Origin of the sequence: Aliiglaciecola litoralis (assembly GCF_039523355.1) — a bacterium.
In the GTDB taxonomy this organism is placed as follows: domain Bacteria; phylum Pseudomonadota; class Gammaproteobacteria; order Enterobacterales; family Alteromonadaceae; genus Aliiglaciecola; species Aliiglaciecola litoralis.
On sequence record NZ_BAAAFD010000002.1, the window covers coordinates 206,796 to 229,859 of the forward strand.

Here is a 23,064-nt window from a genome sequence, read left to right on the forward strand (position 1 = left end):
GATTATTGTTCGATTTATAGTGCCACGGGAATGTGAATATCATCACTTGGTTTACAATGATGTTAACAACTCATCGGGCACTGGGCAACGAACATCGTTAAGTAACCATAGAATTCACGTGCCTCTGTCGAGATGATGATCTTAAAACCCGTAATGAAGTCGCATTCCCGCCCAGAATTGATCGCTCTGCCCGCGCTCTACACGCACATCAGTACCACCGAAAGTCTGCTCCAAAAATAAACTGACGGAAAACTCTGAATTGATAACATAATTGGATGTTACGCCAATAGCTGTGTGGTTGTAACCATCATGAGCGTCGCTTGCATAGCCAAAATCGTAGGCCAACATCAAATACGGGGTAATACTCAACGCTTGAGTAGTTTGCACTTGGCTTTGTATGCCAACCTGCACAAAAGAGCCTGCAGACTCGGTGCTGTACACCACATCAACAAAAGGAGTAAACGCCCCCAAACCTTGCCATGCGGCGCCCAAACCAATTTCATTGTCATCAGCATCATCTTCAAAAAATGCCAGATAGGTGTAATCCACATAGTAATCAATAGTGCCGTGCGAATTAGCATAGCTAATGGTGACATTTAGCTCGTCATAATCGACCGTGCTTGCCGTGGCAATCCCATAGGCCACAGTCCAAGAGATTTGCTCATCGATATCGCTACTTAGGTTCGCCCAAATAATGCCACCATCGGTAAGGTTATTACGCCCTTCTGAGACATACTTAGTGTCATAGCCGAAGTTGAATTCCGCACCATGTGCGCTCCAAGCGCAACTTAGACAGGTTAGGCTAACAATTGTTTTATATATATTTTTCATGTTGGCAGACTAACTAATATTGCAAAGGTGAGTCAATGCAAATGCAATCTTAAATGATAGAAAATCGTCGTTAACAGTAAACAGGTGAATGTTAAACGAAAGCCGCTCATCAGAGATCGACAAATCCGAACGAAACAATATTGATTTCGCCAAAGAACACTCGTTTAGTTTGTTTCGTTTACGGCCTCACTTTTTTGAATGCCCCCTAAAACCGGGCACATCGATATGATTTCACGAGAAAAACCACTCGGTAAAGAGTGGTTTAACCATAAGTGAGCGCTTAGTTTTTGTTAAACGAGACAAGCTTGTGGTCGCCCATTTCAGTTCGCTTTATGGTTGCCCCTGTTGCCAATTTAATGAGGCCTGAAATTTCTGGATCTACGGACCATATCTCCGCATCCTCTAAGTCGAATCTGAGCATAAGCAATTGTTCATCATCTCTGCCGTCTTGGTACCAAGCTTCCACTTTATTTGACCAATATTTGTCAATGGTATCAGTGTCTTTAACTTCGCTTAGCGTCCCACGTAAACAAGCAAAGAGTTTGTGATCTTTGCTGCTAAACTGCACCATGGCTTTTCCGCCTGGGGCTAACCGATTGCTTTTTGTCGTATAAAACCAGAAACAATCATCTGCGTCTTGATCAAGTTGTGCATGCATTGGCTCTCCATGTTGCTGACCTGACTGCAGGTTGACCATAACGAAAGGGCTATCTGCCAAAGATTTCCACATATCTAAAATAATATTGTCTGCCATTAAATACCTCCTATTACGGCTTACATTAAAACCACTTAAATCTGTAATTGTAATTAAGGTAGCAGAGCCCATGCCAACTTTAGGGGAAGGCCTATCCCTTTGTTATAGTTGATAATTAAACGAATTGCAGAGCATTAATATTGAATCGCTGGCCGCATAGGCTGAAATTATTTCTGAGCCTTTGTAATCATTTCCTAGAGTGAAGAGCTGTTCAGTAAGAAGCGCATAATCTCAGGTAAATGTCGCTGATAATTTTGAAAGCTGTGATCACCGCCTTGCTCAATCGTCAGTTTGCTGTTTTGGTATTTTTGTTCTGCCTGTCGATAATCTAAGGTCTCATCACCGGTTTGTAGCAATGCCCAGTACGCATTGGCGACCTTGAGCGTCGGAGTATCTATTTGTTGTAGGTGCTCAATATGTTGCTGTGTCAGAGTAAAGTGTTCTTTGGTATTAGGGTGGATATGATCGCCTAAGTAATCCGTCAGCAATTCAAATGGCTTGACTGCTGGATTAATTAACACCGCTTTACCACCAAACTTCTCGACTAAATAAGTAGATAAATAGCCGCCCATCGAGCTGCCAATAAAACGCAGCGGTCGTTTTGCGTATTGGGTAACGATGTCTTCCAATAATGCCACCGCGTCTTGAGGATAATGAGGAACCTGAGGTGCAACAACGGTTAATTCGGGGTGATGTTGCGCAATGTAGTCCAATGTCAAGGTTGCCTTAACCGACTCCGGTGAGCTTAGAAAGCCATGAATATAGATCAGAACGGGTGGCAAGTTTGAAGGTGGGTTATTGTCATTCATGTCAGCAGTTTTGTTCCTATTTAAGTCGATGGGTCGTTATCTCAAAATCACCGGTTGAATCGAGTAAAATTTTATTGTACCCAGGCTTGCTAGGATCAGTAGCAAATTCCGGTTGGGTAGACCATTGCCAACAAGTCGAGGGACATGAAGCAAACATATGTCCGGATTTTTGGAATACCTGCTGACTATGAATGTGTCCATACACGACGGCTTTAACACTGGTATATTGAGTAATGATGTCTGTAAATTCTTGCCGATTGAGCCACTCATGTTTGTCCATCCAGCCACCACAAGCAAACGGATGATGATGACAAGCAACAAGCTGAAACGCGGATTGGCAATCTTGCAGGCCCAGTTTTAGTTTATTTAACTGGCTGTTGCTTAGCTGTCCTAAGGTGCCCTTATGGCGCGTATCAACCCCATGAACTGACCAGTTTTCCAGCTCCTTGGCAGACTGGGTGGCCAAATCAAACTCGCCTAACACTCGGTCAAACCAAAGAGAGTTATCGTGGTTTCCAGCAATAACCTGTAATTTATCTAACAACTCGAAACGCGTTATCAGTGCGAGAAAGTCTAAATAGCTTTGCTCGCTGCCATCGGCTGAGATATCACCTGTGACCAGAATCATGTCTGGGTCATGACAAACGACCTCTTCCAGTACCGCGGCCAAACTGAAATAGGGTTTTATCTGCTGGTAACCCACTTTATGTTTGTCAGCAAACAAATGACAGTCGCTAATTTGTACTAGAGTTTTCACTACGAGGGCTAAGCTGATAATCAGTCAACAGAGGAGCGCATTGAAGCTAGGTGACGCAGGCAAAAAGAAAGCCACTCAGCCAAAAAATGATTGGTCATTTCTTTTTCATTGGGTTGGTGCATTTTGTTATTAGGATACGCATAACTTGGCTGCAACTTGCCCATGTGTTGAGCACTGAGCACTTCCGCCACATTAGCGTCATGATACAACCTAATCTGCATCACGGGACGCAAGTAGCTAGGCACGTTATCAACCAATTGGGCAAGTTCCACTGTGCTGGTATAACGACTGCTATCAAGTATTTTCACTCGATAATAAAGTCCATCATTAATCTCAAAGGTGTAGCTTAAAGTCACCGTATCGCAGTCAGGCAATATTCGCAGCAGGCGAGCGTAGTTTTGCTCACACACAGTCAGCAAGCTTGGCAGATGGGGGACATATTTACGCTGTTTACTACTCACTATCACTCCACATTTCGACTACTTGTGCTTCATTAATTAAGAACCATTGTAACGCGATCAGTGCTGCTGCGTTATCAATTTTGCCACTATTAAGCCATTCCAACGCTTCAGATTTAGCCACTCGGCGCACTAAGATATCTTCACTTTCGTAATCTAGCCCGTGCACACCTTGTGCCTGAGTTGCGTCAATTTCACCAATATAAATATGTATTCGCTCGGTTGTACCACCAGGGCTTGAGAGATAACTCAAAGCACGATGTAAACGCTGAATTTCAACGCCTGATTCTTCTTGAGCTTCGCGGCGACAAACCTCTTCGATTTCTTCGCCTTCTTCTATCATCCCAGCAACCACCTCAATTAACCAGGGTGACTCACTGGTTGGCATAGCGCCAATTCGACATTGCTCTATGAATACAAACTCCTGCAGTTTTGGATCATAAAGTAACACGGCTACCGCGTGACCGCGCTCAAGTATCTCCCGTTTAACCGGTGCGCTCCAACCACCTTCAAATAAGCGATGGGTAAATTCATAGCCCACTAGCTTAAAAAAGCCGTCATAGAGTGAATGAGTTTTTGTTACCTTCACGTCTTTATTAGAAAAAACAGGATACGCTTTCAAACCATACTCCATAAAAGTCAGTAGTAAGTGGGGGATCAGAGATAAAAGGCAATTTTATCAGTTGATTCACCTTGAAGAATAAATTTTTACATTCAACGATTAGACACAACACTATAGCAAAAATATTCTGTTACACTTGAGGCCTTAATGTTACGACTATTTGATTTCGCTTAGCGTTTGATTTACTTAGACTTTGAACTGAAAAGAAATAGGCGTTGATGTGTAAAAAGACGCGTTACAATACGGAACACACATAGGAAAGCAAATGAAAAAATCCATTCTGTCACTGCTTATTGGCTTTAGCGTGGCCTCTCAAGCCTTCGCAGATGATCTCTATCAGGTGTATCAACGAGCCCTGGAAAAAGATCCAACCATTAATCGCGCCAAAGCCGACCGTGACGCCGCCTTTGAAGGTATTTCAATTAGTCGGGCGAACCTGTTGCCGCAAATTTCAGGGGTGATCAGCTACACCGACAGTTCTCAAGATCAGTTTGACTTTCAACCAGGCGCGGAGCCAGACGGCCCACCAACGATCAGTGTTATAAATAGCGAATCGACCAATTTGGGCTGGGATATCAATTTATCGCTCTCAGTATATGATCACCAAAACTGGGTAGGTTTGGATAGAGCCGAGAAAGTCGCGCAACAAGGTGACACGCACTTTGCGCTAGCCAAACAAGACTTAATCGTCAGAACAGTTCGCGCTTATTTGTCGGTGCTGCGCGCTCAAGACGGATTAGAATTTGTGCAAGCCGAAAAACGCGCCATTGAACGTCAATTAGAGCAAACTAAACAGCGCTTTGAAGTGGGCTTAACCGCCATCACCGATGTGCACGAAGCCCAAGCCAATTTCGACAATACCACGGCACAAGAAATCGTCGCTGAGAATCTGGTTGAATTGCGTCTTGAAGAGTTACGGGAGATCACCGGCAAATATCATGACAATTTATCGGTACTTAATACTGAAAGTTTCACCGCATCTCGTCCAGTGCCAGAGCGTGTAGACGGCTGGCTCAGTATTGCCGAAGAAAAGAATTTAGATTTGATGGTCCAAAAATTGGCAAAAGAAATTGCCAAAGACGATATCTCTAATGCTAAGGCAGGTCATTACCCAACGTTAACACTGTCAGCATCAATCGGTAGCGATGACACTGAGATAAACGGCAACAGTGGATTTCCAAATCGCGATAATGACTCGATTGGACTGCGGTTAAACGTGCCTATTTATCAAGGCGGGGCAATCAGTGCGCAAACGGCACAGGCTCGTTATCGCTACATAGCCGCAAGCGAAAACCTTGAACTTGCACACCGCTCAACTGTGCGCTCTGTTCGCAGCTCGTACAATGACGTAGTGGCAGCTACCTCGACAATACGCGCTTTAGAGCAAGCTGTAGTGTCGGCACAAAGTGCCTTGCAAGCAACCGAAGCTGGGTTTGATGTGGGTACACGGACCATAGTAGATGTACTTAACAGCACACGGAACTTATTTGATGCGCGCAGAAACTTAGCGGGTGCTCGCTATGATTTCATCACCGCTGTGATGGAACTTAAACGTGCGGCGGGCAATTTGACCGAACAAGACTTGGTTGACATCAACCGCGGGCTGCGCCCACCGGCGGCTTAGTGGCAAAAAGATCTAGATGAATCAAAAATCTGTTACAGGTTACCTTGTAGCAGATTTTTTTTGTGAATTTTTCAGGTAAACTCTGCCGCTAAATTTTCATCTATTACAACGGCATTAAGCCAAAATGGAAGTGCAGTGACATGCAAGCGTCTACCTTACAAAGTAAATTTATAAAAATACGTTCGAATAAAATGTTTGAGCTGGTGGTCATTGCCGTGATCATCTTTTCCGCTTTGTTAGTGGGCGCTAAAACGTATGAAATGTCAGACACGCTGATCAGCGTAGCGACCTTTCTGGATTGGTTTATCACCATTTTTTTCCTCACAGAGATAACCATTCGATTTATTGCCGAGCCGCGCAAAATAGACTTTTTCAAGAACTTTTGGAATATGTTCGATACCGTCATCGTATTTGTCAGTCTGATACCCGCCGACGACACCGATATGGCCATTATCGCCAGGTTAGTCCGCGTATTTCGTGTGTTAAGGATGATATCCATCATTCCCGAATTACGCATGTTGCTCACATCTTTGATCAAAGCCTTGCCACAGCTCGGTTACGTTATGCTGCTGATGTTTATTATTTTTTATATCTACGCGGCTATTGGAAGCACCCTTTTTGAAAATATTAACCCGGTCCTTTGGGGCGATATTACGGTTTCTATGCTCACCCTCTTCAGAGTTATGACCTTTGAGGATTGGACTGATGTTATGTACGAGACCATGGAAGTGTATCCGTTAAGTTGGATTTTCTATCTGACCTTTATTTTTCTCAGTGCCTTTGCATTTCTCAACATGGTAATTGGTATTGTGGTAAATGTAATGGAACAGGAAAACGAAAAAGCGCGAAAAGAGCTGAGTGAAGAACGTGGTGAGCCCACCATTATTGATTTGTCGGACCAACTTAAATCCATTCAGTTGCAATTGACTGAACTTACTGAGGCACAGAATAAGACTAAGTAGACCGAATGCGGATTAAGAAAACGTCAGCATGAGTAAATTTAGTTCTCATCGAACTGAGTTGAATACCGATAAAAACAATTAGCTTAGCGGCGTTAGGCTGTTAAGATGCTCGAATATTGACGTTTTTTACATCATCGCAAGCCAGTTAATGGACTAATGGCATCATTGGTAGGCGAGATAAATGTGTTTAGGATCACTCTTCGAGTGTCACACATAGTATCCCGCACTGTTTTTCGGTAATGAATTCATGAAGCAACTTTCCATTCGGCAAAAAATCATTCTCACCCTCACGGCCTTTGTAATCGCGACCGCAGTTTTGGTAGGAACTTCCAGTCTATTAACCTCAAAAAAAGCCATAGAAGCACGGGTACTCAATTCAGAACTCCCCAGCAAGATTAAGAATATTGCCGCCACTATTGATAGTGATATCGCCATGATGAGACGCACCGCGCGCCTTATCGCCAGCGATGAATTTATTTTGCAATGGAATGCAGCAGGTCAAAGTCCGCAAGGCGAGACCCTCTTGATCCAAAAATTGAAAAACATAGCCACTGCGAGCGGCTACAGTGCCGTGTCCTTTGCGGATAAGAAAACCGCTAAATACTGGAATCAAGATGGTTTTTTGCGAGTGTTACAAGATGACCAATCAGATGGCTGGTTTTTCAAATATATCACCAGCAATCAGGATTACATGGTGAGTATGTACCAGTACCCAGAGACTGGAAAAGCTGATTTATTTGTTAACTACCAACAGACCAATGGACGCGGATTATCCGGCATAGCAAACTCGTTTGATTCAGTCGTGTCTTTATTAGCCAGCTTCAAACTTGAGCAAACAGGCTTTGTTTATTTAGTCGATGCCACCGGCAAAGTGCAATTGCATAACGATCGCGCAATGGTAGGCCAAACCTTGTCGTCATTATATGGCGCTGAGGCAGTGAATAGATTGTTATCTGAGCAGCAATTTAGCTATGCCATAACAGAAACACAAAGCCAAGAAGTGCTAGTTGCCACGCAATATATTCCAAGTATGGGTTGGTTTGTGGTCTCGCAAATTCCTTATCAGGAAATGTATACGGATTTGCAAAGCTCCACTTGGACAATGTTATTTTGGTCTCTATTGATTGCGGTGATGGCTTGCATTGCGGCTTGGTATGTAGCGGGAAGTATTACACAGCCAATAAGTCAGCTATCTGAATTGTTCACTCGGTTAGGCCAAGGCAACGCTGATTTATCCTATCGATTGCCTGAAGAAGGTCAACAAGAGCTTGCGGATGTGGCCAAAGGCTACAATCAGTTTATCCAAAAGCTAGAAGAAATGTTCAATCAAATAGCGCTTAATAGTAAAGACTTGCATGCAGTTGCAGCCTCACTTGAAGCCCATGTGAAAGAAACCAAACACTCTGTTAATGTCAGTGCAGACAGTACGTTAAGTATCTCAGATACTTTAGCTCAAGTGAGTGACAGCGTTACCCTGTCGGCATCCCATGCTGAGGAGGCGGCGCAAGTCGCTCAGCGAATTAATGAAGACGGTAAAGTAATCACCGATGTGATCAACAGTACCCAGTCTGACATTAAGCAACTGGTTGTTAAAATCAATGATGTAGCTGAAGTTATCAGATCTTTGAGTAGTAATACCCATACTATCGCCACTGTGTTGGAAACCATTCAGGCGATATCAGACCAAACCAACTTGTTGGCGCTCAATGCGGCTATCGAAGCCGCGCGAGCCGGTGAACAAGGACGTGGGTTTGCGGTGGTTGCTGAAGAAGTGAGAAATCTAGCCAAACGCACTGCCGACTCCACCAAAGAAGTGCAAACTATTATGGAACAGCTTAAACACACCTCAGCATCGGCAACTCAGGAAATCGGCTTGATCATAGAGCAATCAAATGTCACGTCACATTCGATTGGAAAAGCTGACAGTGTATTGCAGCGCAACCATCAACACTTTGAGAAAATAGAAGAGGCTAACCTAACCGTTGCCGCATCCACGCAACAACAATCTCAGAACATTGCAACTATCACGCAAAATATGGTTGATATCCGACTGATTGCTCAACAAAATGCCCATTCAGTTGAACAAATCACCGATGAAACTCAGAGCATAAATGATTTAGCGACTAGATTAGATAGTCTTATCAATATTAATCGGCAGGGGAAATAGGCGGTTAATCGGGCGACGCTAAGAAGTCTATGCTACTTGCTAAGGCTCACTAACCAATGAAACACGAGTATTAACCCGCTAAAAAAGGATCTGCAAAGCAGGTCCTTTTTTATATTCGACATAGCAAATTAGACGTTTTAGATTGAATCACCTTGGATGCTAAAATGCACTATGGCGAGCTGACTGGCTAAGTAGCAAATTTATTCTTACTAGCAACTTAAGGTTGACCTCCTACCTTACCCAGCTCTAGCGGTGCCAATACCATAATTCCGGCTTGGTCAGGTGCTCGTATTTAAACAATATCATTGTCACTCCGAAGATAAAAAACCTGGACTCGAAATAAAATGTGACGAGCAATTCAATATCACACCTCGATTTCAACGTGTTAGTGAGGATCAGTAAAAGCGAATCTTCTAAAACACACATCAATGACGCATTTTTTCGATTAGCAAGGCGAGTTTTCGTGCGTAATAGCAGGCCTATTGCCAGAAAATTCAACGCAAATAAGCATAACAAGGACGTTAATGAGGGGCGCTTATTATCCTGAGATCAGGTTAACTAGCCTTGGTAATAAAGCTTCAGCTTACTTATCTGCATTTACACAGGTCATTCACGCCTACTGCTTAGTTATCATCAGTTACGTTATTCCCAGTGGCAGAATGTGTATCAAAACCGGTTACAAAGCGTAGGTTTTCGCCAAGCTAATGGTGTGCATCGATTCAGGTGGATACGAATATCGCGTCATACCCTAGTATTGACCTCGAGCTTGTTGAGCCCCCTTCAAATAGCTAATGTTTGCGCATGAATTCAATGTCGGGTTAGCCACCTATTGCACCTGTAAAATTTTTGACGCTGTGTTCATTTATTACACACTTGCACCGAATCTATTCACGCTGTTCGGCTATCAGGTTAACGACAAGCGCAATTTTATTGGCTTATAGGTAAACACAAAAAGTTGGCATTGTATTCGCAAGACATAGCCCATGTGAACGACATTGGTATCGGCATTGAATGTATGAAGAACAATGTACCTGAAATGAGTGAATTGAAAGCGGGCACTTTGATTGTCAACAAAAAGCGATTTAAAACAGGATAAACTATGCGGATTAGAAAAGTAGCGGAGCCGTTTAAACACATTGCTGCAAATACGGTCAAATGCATTTCCATTGGTGAGGCAATTGCTGAATTTCAGCCCTCAGGCGCGGTGATATCGTTGGATCAAAAGCGTCAGCAAAAGCAAATGGAAATGGAAATCAATGAGTTAGCCAGTGGAACACATCGCAAGTAATGTACAACCACTAGGTTGATTTATATTTACCTAAAAATTTCAGCACCAAATAGCCAACGACGCTCAATACAATCGCAATTTCGTAGCGATTAAATGCCACCGAGACCCCAATCGCTCCTGTTAACCAGATACTCGCCGCCGTAGCGGTTCCGTACACATTCTCCGAGCTTTTGATGATAGAGCCACCACCAATAAAGCCAATTCCAGTCACAATACCGTACATCACTCTAGCTTGAGATTCAGGGTCTCTAAACACATCAATACCGACCAGCATAAAAGCACAACTAGCGATAGTTACTAAGGGAAAGGTTCTGAGCCCTGCACTTTGGGCTTGTTGCTCCCGGTTAATTGCAAGGGGCAAAGCCAACAAGAAGGCAATACCCATTTTCAATAGGTGTTGCACAATAACAACAAAGTCGATTTCTAACAAAGTATCCATCACTGGCGATCCTAAAGAAAATAGCGGCGCGTTACACGCCGTACTTCGCTTTCAACTCATTTACTCTTTGAGTGAGTGCTGCGCCTTCGAACTTACGCTCTGATAATTTACGCCTTGCAAGGCTGTTATTACCTTTTGCAAAGAGCACTTCAACATAGTTCAAAAAGATCTCGTTGTTCTTCATCTTGTCGTTAACAACCCGATCGTAGAACTTCAAGGCTTCATCATATTTTTGCTGTTTCATTAATGCTTGAGCCAAGGTATCGACTGCATCTGCATTGTCTGGCCTTAAATCGACGGCCTGCCGTGCGTAAGTTTCAGCTTCTTTGAGTCGACCTTCTTGAATGTAGAGGTAAGCCAGATTATTGAGCACAACAAAATTGTTGGGGTTCAACTTAAGCGTTTTCTCATATGTAGCAATCGCTTTACTTTCATCGCTGGTAATTTGTCGTTCTGCTAACATCATTTTCACCGCTACGTCTTGCGGAAATTGTTCGGCATGGGCTTGCAATAATGCCATAGCATCGTTTTTACGATTTAAGCGTTCAAGGTTAACCGCGAGTAATACTGCATTGCGACTATTAGGAATGTTTTCGTATACCGTTTTGGAATACTCCAGTGCGCCTTCATTGTCATTCTCAGATAACAGTATGCGCGCTTGGAACCCTTGCGCTACAGGTAGCTGTTTGGCATTGTCAGGTAAAGCAGCAAACGCAACCTTAGCTTGGTTTATTTGCCCCGACATAACTAAAAAGTGTACGTTGAGCATTCTAACAGCCAGATCATCTCTGACTTCTAAGAAAGCGGCACTGCGCTCAGCGCCTTCTTTGAAATCACCTTTGGCATCCAACAACAACAATTTACCTAAATTTGCATCTTTACTGTTTGGATAGGCAGCTATCCACTTGTCATAATGCTGATTGGCATCGCTAATAACACCCAATCCCAATAATGATTTACCTTTGATATTCCAATATGCTGGCGCGGTTTTATCATTCTCGTCAAATTCTTCAAGCGTATTTAGCGCATCTTGCCAATTACGTTCTGATAAATACATGCGAGCAACCACCAAACGGATCTGAGGATCATTTGGATTTGATTTGAGCGCATCTAGTGCTGGTTGCATGCCTTCCTTACCCTTTTCCTGCGCTCTTAGCGCTAAATAGTAAGTCGCAATTGCAGGCACAAAATCTGCTTTTTTGTCGAGTATGGCCTTGAGCTTTTTTGCTCCTTCGGCAAATTTTTGTTGTACTAAATCTAAGTTGGCAATGGCCAATAGAACCAAACCATTTTCCGGCTCAATGGCATCAGCTTTATTAAATTCGTCCAGAGCTTTGGCAAAATCCCCTTGTTTTACATATACCTCACCAAGAAGCATGTGCCCTTTAAAATCTTGGGGTTCATTTTTAATCCAATCAGTGGCTAAATCTTTTGCCTTATCCAGTTGATTTGTCGCTAAGTAAGCGTTTGCTAACGTTGCGCGGGTCACTTCCATTTCCGGACTTTTTTCTAAGGCAGTCTCTAAATCTATGATGCCACTGACATCATTCAAAGACAGTCTCAGTACACCTAGACGAGTAAGATCTTCCGCAGTGCGACTGATGGCCGCAGAACGTTCAACCACTTCTTTGGCTTCTTTGATATTGCCCGAGCGAATCAATTCATATCCAGTTTTAGAAAACAGCTTGGCATCATCTTCAGACACATTATCGAACTTACTCAACATTTCACTGGCCTCGCCAGACATTCCTAGCTCCAGTTGGCTGGCCGCGAGCATTTTAAGCCCAGGGTGTTCCGGTGGTAACGAGCTAGCGATATAGGACAAATGGCGGTTAGCAGCTTCAAAATCTTTAAGAATGTATGCTGAGTGTCCGGCAATCAAGCGTAAGACAGGATCTCCGCGACCATTTTGAATTGCTTTTTCAGCATAACGCTGAGCATCTTCATGTTCGTTTTTCGCTGCGCTTACAACACTCTTCAATTGATTGAGCAAAGGATTCTCAGCATTTTTGGCCAAAAGCTGGTCGATGTATGGCTCGGCTTCTAGTATTTTACCGTTATCAACTAATAACTTAGCTAATACAAAAACAGTTTGCGTATCTTCGGGGAATACTTGCAGATAAGATTTGTACACCTCGGCTGCTTTTTCAGGTTCAGAAATCCGTAGATATAATTGACCTTGAAATTTAAGCAAGTCGGCATTATTTGGGAACTTAGCAACCAAGGCTTCGGCGTCGCTTACCGCTTGTTGAACATCTCCGCCCATCATTACCGAGCCATACACATCGACTAAGCCACGATACACTGTATCCACTTTAATAGAGCTCAGTTGTTCAACTAAGGCTTTTGCTTCTTTTTCTTTACCTAACTGTGCAAACGATTGCAGTTTAAAGAAGCCGACTTCAATTTCTTGCTCTGGAGACATACCCGCCTCGGTATGATCAATTTCACTCAATTCCGATAGCGCACCGGTATTTTGATAAGCTTGAGATAACAATGGAATAACGTCGGATGCAGGTTGACCATATTCAAGTGCACGATTTAATTCTTTCTCGGCACTCTCATATTGTTTTTTAGTTAAGTAAACTTTACCTAGTTCGAAACGTGCGACTGGATCTCTGGGGTCCAATTTTATCGCATTTTTTAATTCTAAGACGGCAGAATCAAGCCTTTTTTCAGCGATGTAATCTTGGGCGGCTTTTAGATGGTCTTCGCTGGTTTTTTGGCTACATCCAATGATGAGGGTCAACCCTAAAACTAAGAGTAATGTTCTCATGTGTTAAATCTTCCTTCTAAGTAATTAACACTATGCTACAAGGCTTAACAAATTTTTAATAGTAGTTGGAGACGCAAAATTTCAGAAAATGGCACAATTGACAACTATTAGCCTTAAAAAGCCAATAATTGTGAAAAAGAGGATAAAAATCTCACCAACTTGAGGTCGAAGGTTGGTATAAAAGTAGGTTATCGAATATAATATGTCCTTTAAACTATACCGGCTACTGGGCACTTTCAAGATTGCCTGCTGAACTGAAAAATAACTGATGTCAGTACATTTTTCTTCCGGTTACCAGGGATCATGAATGACCACAAACGTAGACTTAACATTTAAAGACCTTAACTTGCCTGACGCGTTACTTCAGGCCATAGAAAAAGTCGGGTATGAAAAACCTTCCCCGATTCAAGCAGAAAGTATTCCCCTTATTCTTGCTGGACACGACATTCTCGGTCAGGCACAGACGGGAACCGGAAAAACCGGCGCATTTGCGCTGCCAATGCTCGCAAATCTGGATATTGATAAAGACTTTACGCAGCTATTAGTGCTAGCGCCAACACGTGAATTGGCAATTCAGGTTGCAGAAGCGTTTCAAGTATACGCCAGCTTCTCTAAAAAAATTCGCGTACTGCCAATTTATGGCGGTCAATCCTATGACAACCAAATTCGCCAATTAAAGCGCGGCGTTCAAGTGGTTGTGGGTACGCCAGGACGCGTGATAGATCACATTAAACGCGGCACCTTAAAACTAGACCAATTACGCTTCTTGGTATTGGATGAAGCCGATGAGATGCTACGCATGGGATTCATCGACGATGTTGAATGGATCCTAAGCCACGCGCCTAAGACCCGGCAAACAGCGTTATTTTCAGCGACTATGCCTGCGCAGATTAAGAAGATCACTGAGCGCTATCTGAATTCACCTAAGCATGTGAAAATCGCTTCCAAAGTCAGCACCGCAAGCACCATACGTCAGCGTTATTGCCAAGTTGCTGGGCACCACAAAATGGAAGCCTTAACACGGATCCTAGAAGTTGAAGAATTCGATGGTGTCATTGTGTTTGTGCGCACCAAAACGGCAACCGTTGAGCTAGCAGACAAACTATCAGCCAGAGGTTACGATGTGGAACCGCTTAACGGTGATATTCCACAAAACGCCCGTGAGCGTACGGTTGATAAACTTAAACAAGGTAAGATTGATATTCTAGTAGCTACCGATGTTGTGGCGCGTGGGTTGGACGTAGAGCGTGTTAGTCATGTCATCAATTTTGATGTCCCATACGATACTGAATCTTATGTTCACCGTATTGGTCGTACTGGTCGTGCTGGTCGCCAAGGTGACGCGATATTGTTTATTTCTCATCGTGAAAAACGCATGTTGTTTGCGATTGAGAAGGCCACTAAACAGACCATCGAAGCTATGCCAATTCCGTCAATCTCTGAGCTTAATCAGACCCGCTTGACGCGCTTTAAAACCAGTGTCGTTGAGGCAATGAGTGATGAAGCAATAGAGAGCTTTATGCCGATTGTTGAAGATATTCAAAAGCAAACTGAAGCTTCACCTGAACGGATAATGGCTGCCTTAGCGAAAATCGCCCAAGGTGATGAACCACTGATTTTGCGCGAAGGTGACAGACCGGATCTAAATGCTAAGCCGACTTACAAAGAAAGGGATAGCAAAGGTGGCAGAGACTTTAAAGATCGTGGTTCTCGTGATGATCGTAAAGGACCTGCTAAAGCGCGTAACCGCAGCAGCAAACCTGATGAAGGTAAGCAACGTTACCGTATCGATGTAGGGCACACCCATGGCGCTAAGCCAGGTAACATAGTTGGTGCAATTGCCAATGAAGCCAACATTAGCAGTAAGAACATTGGTGCCATTGAAATATATGATACCTACAGTACCGTTGACTTACCGCAAGGCATGCCTGCTGATACCTTCGGTGTTCTACAAAAAACCCGTGTTGCTGGACAGCGTTTGGCAATCCGTGAGTGGAGTGACACTCCGCCTAAGCACAAAGGACGCAAGTCTGAAAAATAGTATTGGTACTCGCTAACAAAACCCGCATTGATTGCGGGTTTTTTTATAGCACAAGCCTAATACAAAAGCGGAATAGGTTTTATATAACTGATGGAAATATATTCAACGTTTTAATGCTTTTAAATTATAACCAAAGTAAGCCACACTCCCGCGTATATAATTAAATTTGGTTATCCTAAGTATAGGTAACTCGTTATTTTCGTTTATAGGGTTTAGCAATGCGCTATTTTCCACTTTTCATTGATTCTCAACATCTAGACTGTCTGGTTGTCGGTGCTGGAGAAGTCGCAGCGCGTAAAATTGAGCTCTTGCTCAAGACCCAAGCCACCATCACGGTCGTTGCCCCCTGGGTGTGTCAAACGGTCAAAAATATGGCAAGCGAAGGTCGTATAACTTTAATAGAGCGCTCATTTGAAGACGATGACATTGCGCAGCGTGATCTCATATTTGTCGCAACCGATAATAGTGACACCAATGCCCATATTCATGCGTTGGCAACAGCCCATCGAATCCTCGTCAACGTGGTAGACAACACGCCGTTGTGCAAATTCATCACACCTTCAATCATCGACCGCTCACCGATCATTATTGCCATTAGTAGCGGTGGGGTCGCGCCTGTTTTACTGCGCTATTTGCGTCAAAAATTGGAGTCTTGGATCCCGCAAAAAATCGCCAAACTGGGAGAGTTCTCAGAACGCTTTAGAGACACGGTTAAACAAAAACTTTCATCGGTTACCGCCCGTCGATATTTTTGGGAAGAGGTGTTGGATGGTCCTATCGCGGAACAAATTCTGAGTGACAATCTCAGTGATGCCGAATCTATGTTTGCTGACAAACTCAACACGCCCGATAAGCAAAAAGCACAAGGAGAAGTCTATTTAGTTGGCGCCGGTCCTGGCGATCCAGATTTACTGACGTTTAAAGCCCTACGTTTAATGCAAAAAGCCGATGTTGTGGTGTACGACCGTTTGGTATCCAAAGACATTTTGGAGTTGGTACGCCGTGACGCCGAAAAAATCTACGTGGGAAAAGCGCAAAGCAAACACACAGTTCCACAGCAGGAAATTAATCAATTGCTCGCCACTGAGGCATTAAAAGGCAATAGAGTAGTCCGGCTTAAAGGTGGCGATCCGTTTATTTTCGGTCGCGGTGGAGAAGAGCTAGAAACCTTAGTGAAGCACAATATTCGCTTTCAGGTTGTGCCTGGTATCACAGCTGCAACCGGCGCCGCCAGTTATGCAGGCATTCCCCTTACCCATCGCGATCACGCACAATCTGTAGTTTTTGCGACTGGCCATTTAAAAGACGACAGTATTAATTTGGACTGGCCTGCACTGGTACAGAAGAACCAAACAGTGGTGTTTTATATGGGCTTAACGGGTTTACCGATTATTTGCGAAAAACTGATTGCTCACGGTATGTCGACAGATATGCCGATTGCCATGGTGGAATCTGCCACCCTTCCCCACCAGCGTGTTGTGACCGGCACACTCAGTACTATTCAAGCGATTGCAAAGCAGGCGCAAATAAAGCCACCGTCACTGATTATTGTGGGCACTGTGGTGTCGCTGAGAGAGTCGTTAAACTGGTATCAACTCTAGCAACAAGTATCACTCAATGCGCGAATATCCGATACACAGTAAGAAGGCCAAAACGTGTCTAAAAGCCTAATTACACTTTTGCGATAAAACTAAGTAGACTCTAACATGCACTGAATGAGTGTGTTTGCTTGAGTATTCGTTTTGTATCGGATTGCCATTATCTTCTGTAGCGCTATGTTTAGCCTAACGGCTAACGCACAACAGCTCCAATTTAATAAAGCCAGCGATGCATCAACAGTGACAATGAACTATCAGTGGCTTGATCAACAACAGCAACCGCAACAATTGACATTTTCACTCGACAAACAAGCGATTAATGCCAGTCAACAATCCCAAACTGAATATAAGCCTCAAGTTGTGCAGCGCTACATCTATGTAGAATTAATGAAGCAAGCGCAGCAGATCAATCCTAAAGAAGCACGGATAAAGATAGTGCAACGAGGAGATCGACTTGAATTCAAGATAACCAGTCGTTCTGCGCAAATGCGCCAAAAGTGGCTTGAAACCATGACTGAAACACAAGGCACTGCATTTCAGCAATACCTCAGCGACAATCATTACATTGAATTTACAGATCATATGGGGCAGACCGGTATACTGCCTGATCATCTTCGTTATATAGAGGAAAACAAGGCGCAGGTACTGGTTGTTGCGCAGGCGTTGTATAGCCAACTAGAGAAAGGCAGCAATACCAAGGAGTTTATCAACCACTTACTCAGCTGGGTTCAAAGTATTCCCTACGATCGGCTTGAGGGCCGTATTGATAATAATGGCGCCGGATTTTTTTCACCTCTTAAAGTATTGGTGAACAATAGAGGGGATTGCGATAGTAAAGCGGTATTAACTGCCGCAGTGATCCGCTCATTGCTGCCCAACCTAGGCATGGCAATTGTGTATCTCCCTAACCACGCTTTATTGGCGGTTGATTTAGGCAAACGCACTGATGGACGGGACATTGAAATACTCGGCAACGCTCATGTGTTAATTGAGCCTACTGGTCCAGCGCTGCTGAGTATTGGCGATGTATCGGATGAAACCGCACGACAAATTGCAATTGGTAATTACATGAGCGTCGTTATTCCTTGAGGCCGTGGTTATTCCCTTATACCGGCTAAACGCCATTGGGCACTTGCCGACACCTTCGGCCTATTCGACGCGGTTCCACTAAATAGGCAGAGTCGGTCCGCTATTACAGCTCTTTTTCAGCAAACTCCGCCAATCTGCTTCTTACTACTCCATCTAAATTCATGGTTGCGCTGCCCGAGAAGTTCTTGAACTTTTCGACCAAGTAGGTCAATCCAGAGGTGACTGCACTCAAATAATTACTATCAATTTGCGCTAAGTTACCGCCACAGATTAATTTGGTGCCTTCACCACAACGGGTAATAATGGTTTTTAATTGCGACGCCGTCAGGTTCTGTGATTCATCTAAAATGACAATGGCGTTTTGAATACTACGGCCACGCATGAAGTTCACCGATTTAAACTGTATATTGGCCTTTTCCATGATGTAACTCATAGAGCCTTTTACATTTTCGTCGTGCTTATGTAACACTTCCAATGAATCAGTGATGGCCGCCAGCCAAGGGGCCATTTTCTCTTCTTCGGTACCCGGTAAAAACCCAATTGACTCGGCAATTTCAGGAGTACTTCGAGTGACAATGATTTTGTCATACATGTTTCTTTCGACCACCATTTCAAGCGCTGCGGCAAGAGCCAAAAGGGTTTTACCACTGCCTGCCGGGCCGGTAAGTATGACCAAATCAATGTGCGGGTCCAGCAATGCATGTAAGGCCATTGCCTGACCGATATTTTTAGGTGAGATTCCCCAAGCATTGCGTCCCATCAATCGATCGTAACCTAGATCTAATACCTCAATCGTGTCCTTCGTCATCGATTCTACCAGCCCCGCAAATTGCTGCTCTTCATCGATTAGAAATTCGTTGATGTAGGCTTCTGGGAGTACCTTGCGCTCGATGGTATGAATGGTATCGCGGCCTTCTGTACGACTGTCCACGGTTTTCACACTCTCCCAAAAATTCCCCTCAAAGGTATGATAGCCCTTGGATAAATATTTAAGATCGGTGATCAATTGATCAGTGCGATAGTCTTGTACCTGCGCTAAACCCGCACCTTTGGCCTTAAGACGCATATTGATATCTTTTGTGACTAACACGACCTGCCGAGGATGGCGGATTTTCTGCAAGTGCAATGCCGCATTGATAATGCGATTATCATTTTCGTTGCTGGTAAAAACTTGATGCTCAACATTTAGCCCGTGATCGGCAAAAATTGACAGGTAACCGGTTGGCGCAGAAACTCCCGAGCCCAAGCCTTGCATAGAAACACCTTCAATCATTTGTTCTGGCGTAGCGTCATGGAGCAGGTCTTCCATAGCTCGAATCGACATTCTCGCGTCACGGGCGACATCTTTTTTGCTGTCTTTAATATAATCGAGTTCTTCTAAAACGGTCATGGGAACAATGACATCGTGTTCTTTAAACGATAAAAAGGCGAGCGGTTCATGCAGTAAAATATTGGTGTCTAGGACATAGATCTTGGTATGCGAATCACGGTTTTTCGGCATTCGGTTCTCCATTGTGCGGTCCGAGTGGACTTATATGCTCACAGCCAGATAGCAGCCGTTAGATTAACCATAAACCACTTTTTGGGGACTTTCACCTACTTTTGTCAAACTGCAAAAAGTGTACGAAAATTCGCTAGTGCGGCATAAATATTGCGGTATTCCTAAAGTGAAACCACTTCCACATCATATAAAAACCGTCGAGTTAGCCGCCGCATTGCCAATCCGCCTGATTTGCAATGCTATCTGCACTGCCACTTTGGAGCCGTCCGCGTCTGAATATCCGACATTGATAAACTGAAAAGCGTGGGTCCAACTCGCGGTGTATAGAAAATAACGTAAAAAGCACCAATCGCAACCACCAAAGAGCAGCAAGTCAACTGTATGTTGATTCAGAAACAGGTATAATCTGCTTCCTGTTTAAAATCACTTTAGCGTCGTACGTGCACCGGCACTCACTATTTTTGTGACATCACGCTAAATAGCCTATTGGATATAGTTACTATGTCAGATCCAAACGACTTTGCTTTAGGGCAACGTTGGTTAAGCAATACCGAATCCGAACTGGGTTTAGGCACCATAGTCGCCGTCAATCAACGCACCGTAGAAATATTATTTCCTGCCATAGGTGAAACCCGTACCTATGCGCCTGCCAGTGCACCATTGACCCGGGTTACTTTTGCTATTGGTGATACGGTTGCCAGCCATGAACAATGGCAAATGCAGGTTGAAAAAGTTGTTCAAGACAAAGGCATGTTGACGTATTCGGGTAAGCGTTTGGACAACCAAGAAAGCGTGGTACTCAAAGAAACCTTTATTGACCACCATTTCCAATTAAATCAACCGCAAAAAAGATTGTTAGCGGGTCAGGTTGATGATCCTAAATGGTTTGATCTGCGTGAGAAATGTATCACTCATCAATTTCAGCACGCGACGTCACAGCTACTGGGTTTTGTTGGCGCTAGAGTCGATATTATTCCGCACCAGCTACATATTGCTGCAGAAGTAGGCCAACGTCATGCGCCTAGAGTCCTGCTAGCCGATGAAGTCGGTTTGGGCAAAACCATAGAGGCAGCGCTCATTATTCATCAGCAGTTACTGACCAATCGTGCCCAGCGTGTGTTGATTGTGGTCCCAGACAGCTTAGTCCATCAATGGTTAGTAGAAATGTTGCGGCGAGTGAATCTGGCCTTTTCGATATTCGACGAAGAGCGCTGCCAAGCCATGGCCGAAGATAAAGGCAATCCCTTTGAAGCAGAACAGTTGGTGCTTTGTAGTCTTGATTTTCTGACCCACAACAGTCGTTACTTTCAACAAGCATGCGAAGCTCATTGGGACCTGATGGTGGTTGATGAAGCTCACCACCTGACGTGGTCGGCTGGTCAACCATCACAAGAATATCAAGTGATAGAGCAGCTTGCTCAAGTGACCTCTGGTGTGTTGTTACTTACCGCCACCCCCGACCAATTAGGTCATGAGAGTCACTTTGCTCGACTTCGACTGCTTGATCCGGACCGCTTTCACAGTTACAGCGAATTTGTAGCTGAAGAGCAACGTTATGCTGAACTTGCGCAAGCCATTGAACCCTTGTTGGCCAGCTCAAAAGACAAGGTGCAGTTGAGTGACGAGGCAAAACGTGCGATTGCACAATTCGCCGGAGAAGAGCTATTAGCGCAACTCGATGAAGCGACCTCGCAACAGCGCGATAAACTGATTTCACAGTTATTAGATCGTCATGGTACCGGACGCGTACTGTTTCGAAACAGCCGCGCTGGCGTAGCGGGTTTTCCGAGCCGTCATCTACTGTCGTACCCGTTACCCTTGCCCGAAGAATATCAACAAGCACTGGATCTAGAGTTAGATCCGAGTCGATTGCTAAGTCCAGAGCGGATCCCTGAGTTTGTAGATACCTGGATTGATTTTGACCCACGGATTGATTGGTTTATCGACCAATTACAGCGCCTAAAAGGCGAAAAAGTACTGACTATCTGCGCAAAAGCTTCCACCGCTCTAATGCTCAGTGAGGCGATTAGACGTAAAACGGGGATCCGCGCAGGCCTATTTCACGAAGGCCAAAGTATTGTAGAGCGGGATCGCATTGCTAACTTTTTCGCCCAATCAGAAGAAGGAGCACAAGTGCTCATTTGCAGTGAGATTGGTAGCGAAGGGCGTAATTTCCAGTTTGCCCATCATTTGGTGCTATTTGATTTACCGCAAGTACCTGACCTATTGGAGCAACGCATTGGACGCTTAGACCGCATCGGTCAGCGCCAAGATGTCAAAATCCACGTGCCGTTTTTTATCAATTCGGCGCAGCATGTCATGCTGGATTGGTATCATGATGGTCTCAATGCGCTTGAGCTAACCTGCCCGGTCGGCACCAGTGTGTATGAAGAGCTCGAAGAGCAATTACTCACAGCCTTGCAAAATCCCCATGATGAAATTGCCAAGCGGCAGTTAATTGAGAACACCCAAACTGTCTACCATGCCTTGCGCAGTAAATTGGAGCAGGGGCGAGACAAGCTACTCGAAATAAACTCATCAGGTAAAGGTAAAATTGAACCCTTGTTAGCAGCGATTCAACAGGCGGAAGATTCGCCACGTTTAGAAAAGTTCATGACCCAACTGCTCGATACTATAGGTGTGTTGCAAGAAGAAAAAGACGACGATTGCTATTTGCTGCGCCAAACTGAATCGATGCTAACCCAATTGCCGGGATTAGAAGAAGATGGCATGACAATCACCTATGAGAGAAAAACCGCGACCTCGCTGGAACATGTTCATTTTTTCAGCTGGGATCACCCGATGGTCCAGCATGCGATGGATACCATTACCACAGATGTACATGGTAAAAGCGCAATCGGCATGCAGCGCGATAAATCATTGCCACCCGGCTTTTTCTGGTTAGAGTGTTTATTTGTATTATCAACAAAAGCCGAAAAACATCTGCAGATAGACCGCTTTATGCCCCCAACGCCGATTAAAGTGATAGTGGACCCCAAAGGATTGCAAACAGACAAAGTGTTTTATCAACTAGAAACGGTTAATCCTAAAATGTCCACCCAACTGGTCAATGCGCTGCAAACACAGATTACCACCAGCGTTGAACGTGCTAGTGATATCGCGTCGAAACAGGGGCAACAGATCAAGCAGGATTGCCTTAACGACATGCAAGAGCAATTGTCTGATGAGCTCAATCGTATGTTGGCGTTAAGTCAAATTAACCCATCGATTCGAACTGAAGAAATTGATTATCTAAGGATCCAGCAAGATGCACTGCACCAAGCGATAAGTCATGCTGAAGTGCATCTAGAAGCTGTCCGACTGATCGTTAACAATCACTAATTAGGA

18 protein-coding genes are annotated in these 23,064 nt (G+C 44.2%); 9 read left to right on the forward strand and 9 right to left on the reverse strand.

The window, feature by feature from the left end:
* Window positions 1-141 precede the first annotated feature (141 nt).
* The 6 genes from ABD036_RS04585 to nudF form a co-directional block, all read right to left on the reverse strand.
* Window positions 142-831, reverse strand: coding sequence for a hypothetical protein (locus tag ABD036_RS04585; protein WP_343856966.1), 690 nt, complete (start codon window positions 829-831; stop codon window positions 142-144).
* Window positions 832-1,111: 280 nt separating this feature from the next.
* On the reverse strand, window positions 1,112-1,585 hold the full coding sequence (locus ABD036_RS04590; protein WP_343856968.1) for a pyridoxamine 5'-phosphate oxidase family protein: 474 nt from the start codon (window positions 1,583-1,585) through the stop codon (window positions 1,112-1,114).
* Between the two features lie 194 nt (window positions 1,586-1,779).
* The gene (locus tag ABD036_RS04595; protein WP_343856971.1) at window positions 1,780-2,394 is read right to left on the reverse strand and encodes a YqiA/YcfP family alpha/beta fold hydrolase; all 615 of its coding nucleotides are present in this window, start codon (window positions 2,392-2,394) and stop codon (window positions 1,780-1,782) included.
* Between the two features lie 16 nt (window positions 2,395-2,410).
* Window positions 2,411-3,151, reverse strand: a complete 741-nt coding sequence (locus ABD036_RS04600) for a metallophosphoesterase family protein (protein ID WP_343856973.1) — start codon at window positions 3,149-3,151, stop codon at window positions 2,411-2,413.
* A gap of 20 nt (window positions 3,152-3,171) precedes the next feature.
* Window positions 3,172-3,615: a DUF1249 domain-containing protein gene (locus tag ABD036_RS04605; RefSeq protein WP_425542554.1), complete on the reverse strand. Its 444-nt coding sequence runs from the start codon at window positions 3,613-3,615 to the stop codon at window positions 3,172-3,174.
* Window positions 3,605-4,231 (reverse strand): ADP-ribose diphosphatase, encoded by a 627-nt coding sequence (gene nudF / locus ABD036_RS04610; protein WP_425542544.1) that lies wholly within the window; start codon window positions 4,229-4,231, stop codon window positions 3,605-3,607. The genes ABD036_RS04605 and nudF overlap by 11 nt, the downstream gene beginning before the upstream one ends.
* A gap of 265 nt (window positions 4,232-4,496) precedes the next feature.
* On the opposite strand from nudF, the gene tolC reads away from it, so the two are divergent.
* From tolC to ABD036_RS04635, 5 genes are all read left to right on the forward strand, one after another.
* A complete protein-coding gene (gene tolC / locus ABD036_RS04615; protein WP_343856979.1) occupies window positions 4,497-5,855 on the forward strand; it encodes an outer membrane channel protein TolC in 1,359 nt (452 codons plus the stop codon).
* A gap of 140 nt (window positions 5,856-5,995) precedes the next feature.
* Window positions 5,996-6,817: an ion transporter gene (locus ABD036_RS04620; RefSeq protein WP_343856981.1), complete on the forward strand. Its 822-nt coding sequence runs from the start codon at window positions 5,996-5,998 to the stop codon at window positions 6,815-6,817.
* A 247-nt stretch (window positions 6,818-7,064) separates the two neighbouring features.
* Window positions 7,065-8,984, forward strand: a complete 1,920-nt coding sequence (locus ABD036_RS04625) for a methyl-accepting chemotaxis protein (RefSeq protein WP_343856983.1) — start codon at window positions 7,065-7,067, stop codon at window positions 8,982-8,984.
* A 955-nt stretch (window positions 8,985-9,939) separates the two neighbouring features.
* Window positions 9,940-10,080 carry a hypothetical protein gene (locus ABD036_RS04630; RefSeq protein WP_343856986.1) on the forward strand — a complete coding sequence of 47 codons (141 nt, stop codon included), beginning with the start codon at window positions 9,940-9,942 and terminating at the stop codon, window positions 10,078-10,080.
* A 3-nt stretch (window positions 10,081-10,083) separates the two neighbouring features.
* The gene (locus ABD036_RS04635) at window positions 10,084-10,272 is read left to right on the forward strand and encodes a hypothetical protein (RefSeq protein WP_343856988.1); all 189 of its coding nucleotides are present in this window, start codon (window positions 10,084-10,086) and stop codon (window positions 10,270-10,272) included.
* Between the two features lie 10 nt (window positions 10,273-10,282).
* On the opposite strand, the gene ABD036_RS04640 is transcribed toward ABD036_RS04635, so the two are convergent.
* Together ABD036_RS04640 and prsT are read right to left on the reverse strand one after the other, a co-directional pair.
* Window positions 10,283-10,711, reverse strand: coding sequence for an MgtC/SapB family protein (locus tag ABD036_RS04640; protein WP_343856990.1), 429 nt, complete (start codon window positions 10,709-10,711; stop codon window positions 10,283-10,285).
* Between the two features lie 31 nt (window positions 10,712-10,742).
* Complete coding sequence (prsT, locus tag ABD036_RS04645) at window positions 10,743-13,487, reverse strand: XrtA/PEP-CTERM system TPR-repeat protein PrsT (RefSeq protein ID WP_343856992.1); 2,745 nt, start codon at window positions 13,485-13,487, stop codon at window positions 10,743-10,745.
* Between the two features lie 307 nt (window positions 13,488-13,794).
* On the opposite strand from prsT, the gene ABD036_RS04650 reads away from it, so the two are divergent.
* The 3 genes from ABD036_RS04650 to ABD036_RS04660 all read left to right on the forward strand — a co-directional run bounded on the left by ABD036_RS04650 (window position 13,795) and on the right by ABD036_RS04660 (window position 18,215).
* Window positions 13,795-15,528, forward strand: a complete 1,734-nt coding sequence (locus ABD036_RS04650) for a DEAD/DEAH box helicase (RefSeq protein ID WP_343856994.1) — start codon at window positions 13,795-13,797, stop codon at window positions 15,526-15,528.
* 218 nt (window positions 15,529-15,746) lie between these two features.
* The gene (gene cysG, locus ABD036_RS04655) at window positions 15,747-17,129 is read left to right on the forward strand and encodes a siroheme synthase CysG (protein WP_343856996.1); all 1,383 of its coding nucleotides are present in this window, start codon (window positions 15,747-15,749) and stop codon (window positions 17,127-17,129) included.
* 174 nt (window positions 17,130-17,303) lie between these two features.
* Window positions 17,304-18,215, forward strand: coding sequence for a transglutaminase-like domain-containing protein (locus ABD036_RS04660; RefSeq protein WP_343856997.1), 912 nt, complete (start codon window positions 17,304-17,306; stop codon window positions 18,213-18,215).
* A gap of 103 nt (window positions 18,216-18,318) precedes the next feature.
* On the opposite strand, the gene ABD036_RS04665 is transcribed toward ABD036_RS04660, so the two are convergent.
* A complete protein-coding gene (locus ABD036_RS04665; RefSeq protein WP_343856999.1) occupies window positions 18,319-19,716 on the reverse strand; it encodes a PhoH family protein in 1,398 nt (465 codons plus the stop codon).
* A gap of 501 nt (window positions 19,717-20,217) precedes the next feature.
* Here ABD036_RS04665 and rapA point away from each other — a divergent pair.
* Window positions 20,218-23,058 carry an RNA polymerase-associated protein RapA gene (gene rapA / locus ABD036_RS04670; protein WP_343857002.1) on the forward strand — a complete coding sequence of 947 codons (2,841 nt, stop codon included), beginning with the start codon at window positions 20,218-20,220 and terminating at the stop codon, window positions 23,056-23,058.
* Window positions 23,059-23,064 lie beyond the last annotated feature (6 nt).